Source organism: Clostridium manihotivorum (genome assembly GCF_004015185.1).
In the GTDB taxonomy this organism is placed as follows: Bacteria; Bacillota; Clostridia; order Clostridiales; family Clostridiaceae; genus Clostridium_AR; species Clostridium_AR manihotivorum.
In genome coordinates, this window is the sequence record NZ_CP025746.1 from 3,802,179 (window position 1) to 3,815,365 (window position 13,187).

The 13,187-nt window shown below is 31.9% G+C and carries 14 protein-coding genes; 2 read left to right on the forward strand and 12 right to left on the reverse strand.

Translation table 11 applies throughout. The features are described from left to right. Positions 1 to 201 precede the first annotated feature (201 nt). The 8 genes from C1I91_RS17165 to pta all read right to left on the reverse strand — a co-directional run bounded on the left by C1I91_RS17165 (position 202) and on the right by pta (position 6,706). Positions 202 to 1,239, reverse strand: coding sequence for an elongator complex protein 3 (locus tag C1I91_RS17165; protein WP_128213963.1), 1,038 nt, complete (start codon positions 1,237 to 1,239; stop codon positions 202 to 204). Continuing rightward, the gene (gene rnc / locus C1I91_RS17170; protein WP_128213964.1) at positions 1,232 to 1,930 is read right to left on the reverse strand and encodes a ribonuclease III; all 699 of its coding nucleotides are present in this window, start codon (positions 1,928 to 1,930) and stop codon (positions 1,232 to 1,234) included. Before rnc ends, C1I91_RS17165 begins: the two co-directional genes overlap by 8 nt. A gap of 137 nt (positions 1,931 to 2,067) precedes the next feature. Continuing rightward, a complete protein-coding gene (acpP, locus tag C1I91_RS17175) occupies positions 2,068 to 2,298 on the reverse strand; it encodes an acyl carrier protein (protein ID WP_128213965.1) in 231 nt (76 codons plus the stop codon). A gap of 110 nt (positions 2,299 to 2,408) precedes the next feature. Beyond that, complete coding sequence (gene plsX / locus C1I91_RS17180; RefSeq protein ID WP_128213966.1) at positions 2,409 to 3,416, reverse strand: phosphate acyltransferase PlsX; 1,008 nt, start codon at positions 3,414 to 3,416, stop codon at positions 2,409 to 2,411. A gap of 245 nt (positions 3,417 to 3,661) precedes the next feature. After that, positions 3,662 to 3,844, reverse strand: coding sequence for a 50S ribosomal protein L32 (gene rpmF, locus C1I91_RS17185; protein WP_128213967.1), 183 nt, complete (start codon positions 3,842 to 3,844; stop codon positions 3,662 to 3,664). A gap of 12 nt (positions 3,845 to 3,856) precedes the next feature. Next, on the reverse strand, positions 3,857 to 4,354 hold the full coding sequence (locus C1I91_RS17190; RefSeq protein WP_128213968.1) for a YceD family protein: 498 nt from the start codon (positions 4,352 to 4,354) through the stop codon (positions 3,857 to 3,859). Between the two features lie 122 nt (positions 4,355 to 4,476). Then, on the reverse strand, positions 4,477 to 5,673 hold the full coding sequence (locus C1I91_RS17195) for an acetate/propionate family kinase (RefSeq protein ID WP_128213969.1): 1,197 nt from the start codon (positions 5,671 to 5,673) through the stop codon (positions 4,477 to 4,479). 34 nt (positions 5,674 to 5,707) lie between these two features. Continuing rightward, positions 5,708 to 6,706: a phosphate acetyltransferase gene (pta, locus tag C1I91_RS17200; RefSeq protein WP_128213970.1), complete on the reverse strand. Its 999-nt coding sequence runs from the start codon at positions 6,704 to 6,706 to the stop codon at positions 5,708 to 5,710. A 214-nt stretch (positions 6,707 to 6,920) separates the two neighbouring features. On the opposite strand from pta, the gene C1I91_RS17205 reads away from it, so the two are divergent. Together C1I91_RS17205 and ylbJ are read left to right on the forward strand one after the other, a co-directional pair. Next, on the forward strand, positions 6,921 to 8,153 hold the full coding sequence (locus C1I91_RS17205; RefSeq protein ID WP_128213971.1) for a nucleotidyltransferase: 1,233 nt from the start codon (positions 6,921 to 6,923) through the stop codon (positions 8,151 to 8,153). Positions 8,154 to 8,232: 79 nt separating this feature from the next. Then, positions 8,233 to 9,387 carry a sporulation integral membrane protein YlbJ gene (ylbJ, locus tag C1I91_RS17210; RefSeq protein WP_128213972.1) on the forward strand — a complete coding sequence of 385 codons (1,155 nt, stop codon included), beginning with the start codon at positions 8,233 to 8,235 and terminating at the stop codon, positions 9,385 to 9,387. Here ylbJ and C1I91_RS17215 read toward each other — a convergent pair. The 4 genes from C1I91_RS17215 to recG all read right to left on the reverse strand — a co-directional run bounded on the left by C1I91_RS17215 (position 9,370) and on the right by recG (position 13,181). Further along, entirely contained in the window at positions 9,370 to 9,909 is a 540-nt protein-coding gene (locus C1I91_RS17215) for an ATPase (protein WP_128213973.1), read from the reverse strand. The genes ylbJ and C1I91_RS17215 overlap by 18 nt on opposite strands. Before the next feature lie 2 nt (positions 9,910 to 9,911). After that, positions 9,912 to 10,394, reverse strand: coding sequence for a pantetheine-phosphate adenylyltransferase (coaD, locus tag C1I91_RS17220; protein WP_128213974.1), 483 nt, complete (start codon positions 10,392 to 10,394; stop codon positions 9,912 to 9,914). Position 10,395: 1 nt separating this feature from the next. Beyond that, on the reverse strand, positions 10,396 to 10,953 hold the full coding sequence (gene rsmD / locus C1I91_RS17225) for a 16S rRNA (guanine(966)-N(2))-methyltransferase RsmD (RefSeq protein WP_128213975.1): 558 nt from the start codon (positions 10,951 to 10,953) through the stop codon (positions 10,396 to 10,398). A 194-nt stretch (positions 10,954 to 11,147) separates the two neighbouring features. Continuing rightward, a complete protein-coding gene (recG, locus tag C1I91_RS17230; RefSeq protein ID WP_128213976.1) occupies positions 11,148 to 13,181 on the reverse strand; it encodes an ATP-dependent DNA helicase RecG in 2,034 nt (677 codons plus the stop codon). Between the last annotated feature and the right edge of the window lie 6 nt (positions 13,182 to 13,187).

A 13,187-nucleotide genomic window follows, 5' to 3' on the forward strand; every position in this document is an offset into this window, starting at 1 on the left:
CACTCCTTATCTTCCTACGAACTGATAAAATAATCCCATAATAAATGATAAAATAATAATAAACATCACGACATTTGTTATTGTCCTTCTTGTTTTCTTCTTCATATTACCCACTCCTTATTCTATATTAGTTTATAGTAAATAAAGTAAAATATCAATGGTAGGGAAAAAGAAAACCTTAGAGTGGCCTCTAAGGTTAATCTAAATAGAAATTACTTCCGTATCATTATTGGTATCTATATTTATCTGGCCTATCGGTAAATTATTATCTATTACAACCTTTATATTAATACCATTTAATTTACTTCTTAATTCATTAAAAAACTGTTTTTTATTAGCATATAACCTTGATATATATCTATTATTTACTCTTATAACAGCTTCACCATTCTTCTTACTTAATATATCATATATATGCTCATTCAAAATACTACCTTCAACTAGTTCTCTAAACGCTGGATGAAAAGGTCCTTCAATTATATCTCCACCACTGTTAATATTTTCAGTAGGCTGAAGACCTACTCTAATTACATTAACGTTGTTTTCAATATATAAGCTATATATTTTCTTAGCTACTTCAACTGCTTCATTTAATGTATATGGCTTATATTCTTCTCTTTTCAGCATTTCTTCCATTGGAGTATCTTTAATAACTAATGCAGGATATATTCTGCAGATATCCGGTTTCATATCAATTGATTTTTTTGCAGTATAAATATCCTTTTCAAAGGTATCGCCTGGTAGCCCTAACATAACTTGATGACCTAAAGTAAACCCAAATTCTTTTATAAGCTTTGATGCTCTTTCTACATCTTCTTCCGAATGTCCTCTAGCTGATTTTCTTAATACTTCCTCATCTAAGGATTGCACTCCAAGTTCTATAATGTCAACCTTGTATTCCTTTAGATGATTTAAAATATCTTCATCTATGTAGTCAGGTCTTGTAGAAAGCCTTATATATTTTATTTTTCCTAGGTCTTTATATTCACGAGCAACTTCTAAAAGTTCTTTTTGCTTCCATAAAGGGATTGCTGTAAATGTACCTCCAAAGAAAGAAATTTCAACTGTTGAATCAACTTTATTGATAGTCTGCAAATATTCTTCTACTGTATTTTCTACATAGCTACTATCTACTACGCCCTCTTCACCTGAGATTTTGTTTTGGTTGCAAAACACGCAATTATGAGGACAGCCTAAGTGAGGAACAAATATAGGGATTATATAATAATTTTTACTCATCTTTGCCCTCCAAGAAATTTAGCGCCTTTTTAGCAGATTGTTGTTCAGCTTCCTTCTTACTAAAGCCCTCGCCTTCGCCTATTGTTTTATCACCAATCAAAACCTTAGTATAAAACTTTCTTCTATGTGGTGGGCCTTCATATTTAATCAACTCGTAATTTATATTGACCTCTCCATTTTCTTGAAGTTTTTCTTGGAGCTTTGTTTTAAAATCTAACACTATCTTATCATTTATTGCATCTGCAATAACATGTTCAAAATTCTCAATTATAAATCCGCGGGCATATTCCAAACCTTTATCTAAATATATGGCAGCAAGTAAAGCCTCTAAGCAGTCTGCTTGTATAGAGATTCTCTCTCTACCTCCAGTAAGTTCTTCACCTTTGCTCATCCTTATAAGATCTCCTAAGCCAAGAATCTTGGCTACCTCATAAAGGGAGTTTTCACAAACTATGAGCGCTCTCATCTTTGTAAGCTCTCCTTCAGACTTATCTTTACAATTATTAAACAGATATTCTGATATACAGATCTGAAGTACCGAATCACCTAAGAACTCAAGCCTCTCGTTATAATCTATGCCCTTATACTGATTAGCATAAGAACTATGAGTTAATGCAGTTTCAAGCAATTTCTTATTATCAAAATAAATATTAAGTTTGCTTTCAATCTTTTCAATATTAAACTCGTACATTTAACAAATTTCAACTCCTTAAGGTTTATTCTTCAGTATGTTAATTTTCTAGATAAAGTGTTTAACACATTCAAGAATAAACTTAATTTTATTATTTCCTTAAGAGTAAAATAAAATCCCGCATTAGGCGGGATATATTACTCTTCACTATGTTCTTTAAGATACTCTACTACATCGCCAACTGTAACAAAGCCTTCTGCTACATCATCTGGGATTTCCATTTCTAGTTCATCTTCTAAAGCCATAATAAGTTCAACTATATCTAATGAATCTGCTCCTAAATCCTCTATAAATGAAGCCTCAAGTGTAATATCATCCTCATTCACACTAAGTTTATCTGCTATAATTCCTTTTATTCTTTCAAACACTTTAATGCACCTCCAAAATTTATCTACTTAGATAATATTATATATACGTTACATCGTCAATATCTCTCTAAGCATTATTTATAATAAAATATTATTTAATTTGATTTTTTTTATTTTTCATCATCAGTATTATTTTCTAATTCAATTTTCAGCTTGGAAAGGGTATCGTTTAAATAGAAAATCCTAGATTGTTTTATAGCATTCTTAAATGCTCTCGCATCAGAACTTCCATGTGCTTTTATACAAATACCATCAACGCCTAAAAATGGCGCTCCACCATATTCTTTATAGTCAAACTTATTCTTTAAAGTCTTAATTACTGGCATTATAAACAATGCTCCTATTTTTGTAACTAAGGATGAAAGTAATGCAGTTTTGATAGTTCCAAGTAAATTTGATGCAACGCCTTCATACATTTTGAGAACAGTATTTCCTACAAATCCATCACATACTACTACATTAACATTGCCATCAGTTATATCTCTTGGCTCTATATTACCTACAAAGTTAAGGTTAGAATTTTTCAAAAGCTTATAAGTTTCTTTCGTTAATTCATTTCCTTTTTCTTCCTCAGCTCCTATGTTTACTAAAGCAACAGTAGGATTGGGAACATTTATTACATTTTCATAATATACTTTACCCATTATAGCAAACTGTTTTAAGTATTGAGGCTTACAATCCACATTTGCTCCAGCATCAACTACCACGAACGGGCCTTTCATTCCAGGCATTATTGGAGATAAAGCAGGTCTTTCAATACCTTTTATTCTTCCTATAACTAAGGTACAACCAGCTAAAAAAGCTCCAGTACTTCCACTTGAAATAACCGCATCACATTCTTTATCTTTTACAAGTTTCAAAGCTTTATTCAAGCTTGAATCCTTTTTCTTTCTTAAAGCCATAACTGGATGCTCATTTGTACTAATTACTTCAGTAGCATTTAATATTGCAACTCTTGACTTATCATAGTCATATTTGCTGAATTCGCTTGTTAGCAAGTCTTCTGGGCCGGTTATTACAATCTCAACATCGTTGAATTCTTTAAGTGCCATAACACAACCTTCCACAATAGCTGAAGGAGCATTATCTCCACCCATACCATCTATAGCTATTCTCATCTTATCACCCCTTTGTAAATTAAAAATTTTATATATTACTCAAAAATTATATTTCTCTACTTAAATATTTAAAATAATTTTATTTTCACTTATAATTATTTGGATACATTAGGACAATATTAAAATCAAATAACTGAAATAGGATATGAACTATAATGTATACAGCAAGTTGACTTTAACAATATTGACAAAGCTATTTTGTTTTTTTCATTGTATATAAAGAAAAGAAAGTCAATTGACTTTCTTTATTGTTCTGAAGCAACTACTTCTTTACCCTTGTAATATCCACAGCTCTTACAAACTCTGTGAGCTAATTTCATTTCATGGCATTGTGGACATTCAACAATACCAGGTATGCTTAACTTAAAAGTTTGAGCTCTTCTTGAATCTCTCTTTGCTCTGTATGTTTTTCTAGCAGGATTTCCCATAATTACACCTCCTTATTTGCTAAACAAATCATTCAATTTAGCTAATCTAATGTCAATTTCGTTGTTGTCACAGCTACATTGCTTTTTGTTTAGGTTCGTTCCACATTGCTGACACAGTCCTTTACAGTTTTCACTGCAAAGTCTTTTTATAGGCAAGGCTGATATAATATTGTTAGCAATTATTTCAGTGATATCAATAGTATCACCATCAACGAAGATAGAATCATCATCTTCATCTGATAAATTATTTGTAAATCTCTCATTAACACTAATGTGTATTGGATATGAGAAGATTTCTAAGCACCTTGAACAAGAAAGATCTAAAACAGTATCTACATCTACGTTCAACTCTAACAATCCTTCATCGAAAGAAAATTTACCCTTTACCTTTACAGGCTCAATAGCTTTAATTTTCTCTCCTTCATGGTCAACACTTCCCATCTCGAAGGCATAGTCTATTGCTTTAACTCTTTCTCTCTTGCTGATTAAATCTGAAAATTGTAGTATCATATGTACAACTCCACATCATGCTTAAGAATGGACAAGCCATTCTTACAGCAGAATTAGTAATTTTTACTGACAACACAATTTATTATATAAACATGACTTTTAAAAGTCAAGAACTTTATTTTTTATTTTCTAACTAACTCAAGTGTATCTTTAGCTATCATCATTTCTTCATCTGTAGGTATTACAAACACCTTAACTCTTGAGTTTTCCTTGCTTATTTCTGCAATTTTTCCTCTTACGTTATTCTTTGCAGTATCTATTTCAATTCCTAGGAATTCCAAGCCTTTGCAGCATGCTTCTCTAGTGAACGGATCATTTTCACCTACTCCAGCAGTAAATACAACTACATCTAGGCCACCCATAGCAGCAGCATATGAGCCTATATATTTCTTTACTCTGTAACGGAATATCTCTAAAGCTAACTGTGCTCTTGCATTCCCATTTTCAGCTGCAGTTTCAATATCTCTAAAGTCACTACTTACTCCAGATATGCCAAATACTCCTGATTTTTTGTTAAGTAGTTCGTTTGTTTGTTCAACAGTATAGCCAAGTTCTTCCATAATAAATGTTACCACAGCAGGATCAAGATCTCCTGATCTTGTTCCCATCGCAACACCTTCTAATGGCGTAAAGCCCATTGATGTATCTATTGATTTACCATTTTTAATTGCAGTTAAACTTGATCCATTTCCTAAATGACATGTAACTATCTTTAATTCAGATAGATCTTTTCCAATTACTTCTGCAACCTTAGCAGATACATATTTATGAGAAGTACCATGGAAACCATACTTTCTTATATTGTGTTCCTTATATAATTCATAAGGTAATGCATAAAGGTATGATGATTCAGGCATTGTTTGATGGAATGCTGTATCAAAAACAACTGCCATTGGAGTATTAGGCATTAAAGCCTTACACGCCTCTATTCCTATTATATTAGGTGGGTTATGAAGTGGAGCCAATTTTACACACTCTTCTAAGTACTTCATAACTTCATCGTTTATAAGCACTGAACTAGAGTACTTTTCTCCACCATGAACTACTCTATGACCAACTGCTGATATCTCATCCATTGACTTTAATACGCCATTCTCTTTATCTACAAGCGCTTCTAAAACCAACTTTATAGCATCCTTATGGTCAGCCATTTTTTGTTCAATTACATATTTATCTCTACCTTCAACCTTTTGAGTTAATATAGAGCCTTCTATTCCTATTCTTTCAACAAGTCCCTTAGCTAGAACCTCTTCTTTAGTCATATCTATTAATTGATATTTTAAAGATGAGCTTCCACAATTAATTACTAGTATGTTCATTTCTATTCCTCCTAAAATGACTAAAATGTCCTATTTATCTTGTTTGAGCTTGAACTGCAGTAAGTGCAACTACATTTACAATATCTTCTGAACTACAACCTCTTGATAAGTCATTGATTGGCTTATCAAATCCTTGACAGATTGGTCCTATTGCTTCTGCATTTGCAAATCTTTGAACAAGTTTATAACCTATATTTCCAGCTTGAAGATCTGGGAATATAAGAACATTAGCTTTACCAGCTACATCACTATTAGGTGCCTTTTGGCTTGCAACTTTTTCAACTATAGCTGCATCTAATTGCATTTCTCCATCTATTAAAAGATCTGGTCTTAATTCCTTAGCTTTTTCAGTTGCCATTCTTACCTTATCTACAACCTCATGGTCAGCTGAACCCATAGTTGAGAATGATAGCATTGCTACCTTAGGATCTATCTTACATAATTTCTTTGCTGTATCAGCAGTTGCAATAGCTATCGCTGCAAGTTGATCCACATTTGGGTTAGGGTTAACTGCACAGTCTGAGAATAATAGCATTCCTTGTTCACCATATTTAGAACCAGGTACCATCATTATAAAGAAACTTGATACAACTGATACTCCTGGTGCAGTCTTTATAATTTGAAGACCTGGTCTTAAAAGATCTCCAGTTGTATGAACAGCACCTGAAACCATTCCATCTGCGTCTCCAACCTTAACCATCATTGTACCAAAATACAATGGATCTCTAACTATTTTTTCCGCTTTCTCAAGAGTCATACCTTTGCTTTTTCTAAGCTCATAAAATTCATTTATATAAATTCCAAGCTTATCTGAAGTATCTGGGTCAGCCACATTTACTCCAGTTAAGTCAACTCCTAAATCTGCAGCCTTTTGTCTGATAACTGATTCAGACCCTACTAAAGTTACCTCTGCTAATCCATTTTCTCTAATCTTTTGAGATGCAACGAGTGTTCTTTCCTCATCACCCTCAGGTAGCACAATTTTCTTTATATCTTTTTGTGCCATATCCCATATTTGCTTCATAAGTTCCATGTTCATTTCTCCTTTCAGTCGAACGGATAATATCTACATATACTAATATACTCCTAAACACCAGTTAATTTCAACATATAAAGCCAAAAACATAGTTATTCTTATATTTGAATAATTATTAATTATCTGAATTTTAAAAAAATAACAATCTTTATGTATTCTATCCTATTATTGTTGTATTATATATTTATAATTTAATTAAGGACGGTCTAATATGAATATTGCAGGAATTATAACAGAATATAACCCTTTCCATAACGGCCACAAACTTCATCTTGAAGAAACTAAAAGGTTAACTGGTGCAGAAGGCATAATTTGTGTCATGAGCGGCAATTTTGTTCAAAGAGGTCTTCCAGCTATATTGGACAAATGGACTAGAGCAAGAATGGCAGTTCTTAACGGAGTAGATTTAGTAGTTGAACTGCCAACAGTATTTGCTGTATCTTCAGCAGAATTTTTTGCAAAAGGCGCAGTAGATATTTTAACTCAAACTTCTGTAGTTAATTCACTTTGCTTCGGAAGTGAAGCTGGAGATACGAAACTAATAAGAAGTATAGCTGAGATTTTATGTGATGAACCAGCTATTTTTAAGGAAATTTTAAAAAAGTACTTATCATCTGGCAACTCTTTTGTAAAAGCTAGATCATTAAGTCTTATTGAATATTTTAATCATTACACAGATATCAAGTTTTCAACTGAACAATTAGAAAAGCTCTTGTCCTCTTCAAATAACATATTAGCTATAGAATATTGCAAGAGTATGATTAAATCGAAAAGTTCAATTAAACCTTTAACAGTAAAACGTATTGGTTCTTCCTATAACGATAAAGATCTATCAAGCAACTTGGCTAGTGCAACAGCAATAAGAGAGTTGCTATACTCAAATTTAGATTTAAATGAACTATATCAATATATGCCCGAACCATCAGTTAATATTATTATTGACTCATTTGCTTCAGTTGACAAATTTCCATCTAGTAATGATTTTCTGTCTTATATAAAATATAAGCTTCTAACTTCTCCTAACTCTTTTTCAAAGCTTCCTGATAGCGGAGAGGGATTGGACAATAAGTTTTTAAAAGAAATTAACAGCGTATATTCTATCGATGAACTGATCATGAAGGTAAAAAGCAAACGTTATACATACACTAGACTTTCAAGGCTACTTTGCCAATATTTCTTAGGCTTTGAACACTATGATACCGGCACTCTAAGACTTACTAAACCTAACTATTTGAGAGTACTTGCGCTAAACAAAACAGGCGCTAAGATTATAAAAGAAATAAAAAAAGCTTCTGACATAAATATAATAAGTAAAGTACCTAAAAAAATTGAAGACACAATGCTACAAATAGATATCAATGCCACAAATATTTACTCATTGATAAACCCTAGTGTAAAGTTTAATTCTGACTATTTAATAAGTCCATTTGTGGAAAACATTTAAATACTTTCATTAAATAAACCAATTATAAATAGAATAAAAATAAAAAAAATATACTATATATGAGATAAGGGGGGATCTCATGTATAGTATATTTTTATTAATCACAGCCTCAGCATTATTACTTTATACTCTATCAAAGCTGCATTTTAGTAGGACAAGCATTTTCATAACTTTTTCATTAACTATTCTAATTTTTTACTTTGTGGTAAATCCAAGAAGTTGTATGGATTCAGCCCTACAAGGTGCTGAACTTTTTATAAAAGCTGTATTACCATCACTTTTTCCTTTTTTAGTAATATGTAACCTTCTCATTGCCTTTGACGGTATAGCTATTTACTCAAAACTGCTTGGCCCCATACTCTGCAAGCCACTTAGATTAAGTAAAAACTGCAGTTTTGCCATTGTAGCAAGCATGCTATGTGGTTATCCCTTAGGGGCAAAATACAGTGCAGAACTATACTCCAATGGATATATTGATGAATCTGAGTTTAAAAGGCTTTTAAACATAGCTTCTAATGCAGGACCAATATTTATCCTAGGCTCAGTAGCAAGTTCAATGTTAAACAATATCTACTACGGATATATAATACTAGCAGCAAATTATTTATCATTCTTCATAATAGGCCTTTTATCAAGAAATAAAACAAAAACAAGAAAATTTGATTTAAAGATTAAACACTCTCCTATAAATATTGGAGAAGCTTTTAAGCTATCCATAAATGATGCAATTAACGGCACCCTAATGGTAGGCGGATACGTCATCATATTTGCAGTCTTAATCTCTATAATAAAAAATAATGCCATAACAAGCATTATTTCAAGTAATACATTAAATTTTAATATCAATAGAGATTTTCTGTCTGCCTTATTATTAGGGAGCCTAGATCTTACTAACGGTTGCAATATAATTACTAGTAGTTCTTTAACTATGACAATAAAATTATGCCTTATAAGTTTTTTCTGCTGTTTCGGAGGTTTCTCTATAATCGCACAGACCCATGCCTTCTTTTATAAATATAAAGTTTCAGTAAAACGATACTTTATAACTAAAGTTTTGCAAGGGTTAATTGGAGTACTAATCACACTAATTATATGTATTTTATTTATAAACTCTATTCCTACATTCAGCTCAAACAACAGCATTAATTACACGCAGTTTTGGATACCTTACTTAATATTTATGATTATAACTATAATAAGTCTTAGCATAGAAAGCTTATTTGATGCTACGTAGCTCCTTAATATTTTCCCTTATTGTAGTTGATGCCTTTGCCATATCATTATTCATATTGGTAGCTAGAGCTTCAACATTGGTTTTTATTACAGTCAATATTTCATTTGTCTTTACATCTATTTCTTTCTCTAATTGACTTAAAATCTCGTCAGCATAGTCTCTTGCGCCAATCCTAATAGCCTTAGCTTCTCTTTGAGCTGAGGCTATTATTTCTTGTGCTCTTAGATTGGCTTCTTTAACAATATCATGATTTTCAACTTGTTTTTTCAAGAGATCCATAGTTTGTTTCTTAACTGCTTCATACTCTTTTTGAGCTTCTCCTAAGATTCTCTCTCTTTCTGTCATGACCCATTGAGCCTTTTTGAATTCATCCGGTAGATAATTAATAACTTGATCTACAACTTCCAATACTTCTTTTTTATCAATTACAACTTTACCTGTTATAGGTACCTTAGCAGCACTTTCAACAATATCTTGGAGATATTCTAGAAGCTCAATAACATTAACCTCCATCTTACTCACCCTTATTCCCCCTTTATTCTACTAATAATATCAACAATAATTTCATCTGGAACTAAACCACGTATACAGCCTCCAAACTTAGCAACTTGCTTTACAGCAGAACTGCTTAGGTATGAGTATTCTGCATTTGTCATCATAAATAAAGTTTCTACTTCTGGGTCAAGTTTATTATTCATAAGTGCCATTTGGAATTCATATTCAAAATCAGATACAGCTCTTAGTCCCTTTAATATTACTGTAGCCTTCTTTTGTCTCATAAAGTCAACTAGCAAGCCATTAAAAGATTGAACTTTTACATTAGGATAATCCTTAGTAACTCTTTTAATCAGTTCTACTCTCTCGTCGATTTTGAATAACCCTTTTTTATCAACATTAACCAAAACCACTACAATTACTTCATCAAAAACCTTAGCCCCTCTAGCAATGATATCAAGATGTCCATTGGTTACTGGGTCGAAGCTTCCAGGGTATACGGCAATTTTCATTTTAGTCCTCCTTATATTTATAGAAGCATACTGTTGTATTTCCATATTTTCTTTCATTAGTTAGCTTGATTTTTGTACTTCCTTGATATATCTCTTCACTAGTATCAATCTTAGTAACAATAATTCCTTCTGGATCCAATAAATTTCTTTCCTCTATTATCTTTATCGCACCTGGAATCATATTCTTTAGGTAAGGTGGATCTATAAATATGAGATTAAACACTTTTCCTTTATCAGCCATTGAGTTTAAGGCACTATAAGCATCCATGTTTAAAGAAAAACAAAAATCTTCAAATTTTAAGTTCTGAATATTCTCTCTTAAAACTGGATACGTTACAGGACTCTTATCTACTAGATAACATTCTTTAGCCCCTCTACTAGCAGCCTCTAACCCCAAACTTCCTGTTCCGGCAAATACATCTATTACAACCGCGTCAGGTATATAAAATTGAATACTACTAAACATAGCCTCCTTAACTCTGTCTAGAGTAGGTCTTGTTTCATATGTAGGTGGTGATAATAATTTTCGTCCCTTTGCTTTTCCTGATATAATTCTCATTTGTATGTCCTCCCTAAATTAAGTAAATTTTATCATATAGCTCATTATTTTCAAAGTTTTTTAATATAGATATTTGAGTTTCACCCTAACTAAATAAGTTAATAGTTGATTTACTAATAATAACTTGAATATCTATAATAAATGAACAATTACTTGGATTTATAATTTAAAACACTGACTCATAACAATGAACCCTAGTTAAAACAGATATACTTAGAGCTTCTAGATAGATTTTTGCTTATCTCCGAAATCAATTTTATATTTTTTGTATCAGAGCTATTTAATATCCTCTTAGCTTCTTCACTAGCACATTTTAAAATATTAATATCTTCTATTATATCTGATAATATAAGTCCAGAATCACCGCTTTGTCTTAATCCAAACATTTCACCAGATCCTCTTAACTTAAGATCCTGCTCAGCTATATAAAATCCATCGTTACTTTCAGTCATAATCATCATTCTTTTTTTAGTCACATTATTTTTTGCATTTCCAACAAGCAGACAGTAGGATTGATATTGTCCTCTTCCAACTCTCCCTCTAAGTTGATGCAATTGACTTAATCCAAATCTCTCGCAGTTTTCAATAATCATAACGCTTGCATTAGGCACATTCACTCCTACTTCAATTACAGTAGTTGAAATTATAGCCTCCAGATGACCTTCCTTAAACCTATTGATTATATACTCCTTATCCTTAGGCGCCATCTTACCATGAAGCTTTTCAATATTATAATTTTTAAAAGCACCTTCTGCCAATTCATTATAAATTTTATCTACAGAATTCAGTTTTCCATCTTCATCTTCTTCTATTAGAGGACAAACTATATAAACTTGTCTTCCCTTTTCTATTTCACCTAATGCAAGATTGTATACCTGTTGCCTTGAGTTTTCCTGAAAGAATAAAGTCTCAATCTTTTTTCTTCCAGGTGGAAGTTCATCTATAATAGAAACATCTAAATCACTATATAGGTAAAGAGCTAAAGTTCTTGGAATAGGCGTTGCAGTCATAACAAGTACATCTGGCTCTTTTCCTTTGTTAATAAGTTTGCTTCTTTGTTCCACACCAAACCTGTGTTGTTCATCAGTAACAACTAAGCCTAAATTTGTAAAATTTACATCCTCCTGTATTATAGCATGAGTTCCTATAACTACAATAGGCAATCCTGAAGAAATTTTTTCTTTAATCCTTATCTTCTCCTTATTTGGTGTACTTCCAGTAAGAAGCTCAATATCAATATCAAAGCCTTCCAGTAACTTTTTTGCTTCCGCATAATGCTGAGAAGCCAAAATTTCTGTAGGTGCCATCATTGCAGCTTGATAACCATTTTTATATACATTAAAAATAGATATGAATGCAACAACAGTCTTTCCACTTCCAACATCACCTTGAACCAATCTATTCATAGGGATACTAGACTTTTGATCTAGCAGTATTTCCCTAACCACTCTACTTTGTGCAGAAGTAAGTTCATAGGGTAAAGCTTTCTTTAAATCGCCTAATTCTGGGCTCATTGTAAATTTAATTCCGCAATTGCCTTTCTTTAAATGATTTTTAAGCATCATTAACTTTACTGAATAAGTAAATAGCTCCTGAAACTTCAGTCTAGTTATAGCGTCTTTTAGCTTTTCCTTTGTTGAAGGGAAATGTATATTCCTTATAGCTTCATCTAAAGAAATCAAATTATATTTTTCTAACAGATATTGTGGCAGATTCTCACTTACAACTATTGAGCAAAGTATACTGTTAACTAGCTTAGAAATCACGCTACTAGTAATATCTCCCTTAAGTGGGTATACCGGAAGAATTTCGTTATCACTTGCATCTCTAAACACTATTGTAGGATTTATTACCTCAAGGTGACTAGCAACCTTTTTGTATTTACCCATTAAATTATAACTTTCACCTATTTTAAAATTATTTTTTATATAAGGCTGATTAAACCACTTTGCCATAACCTTTGTATCAGAGTATTTTAAATTTATAGAGGTAAGTTTTTTTCCATTTTTCGTTCTTATATCTCTATCAAAAGAAACTACTTTGCAACTTATTATCTGTTTTAATTCTTCAGAGATATCGCTAATTTCAGGGTTACCGTCTACGAACTCATAATCTCTAGGAAAATAAAGAAGTAGATCAAGCAAAGTAAAAACACCGCATTTATTAAGTTTTTCTTCTAACTTTGGTCCAACACCTTTTAAGTTTTTAATTTCACTATATATATCCATATTTAT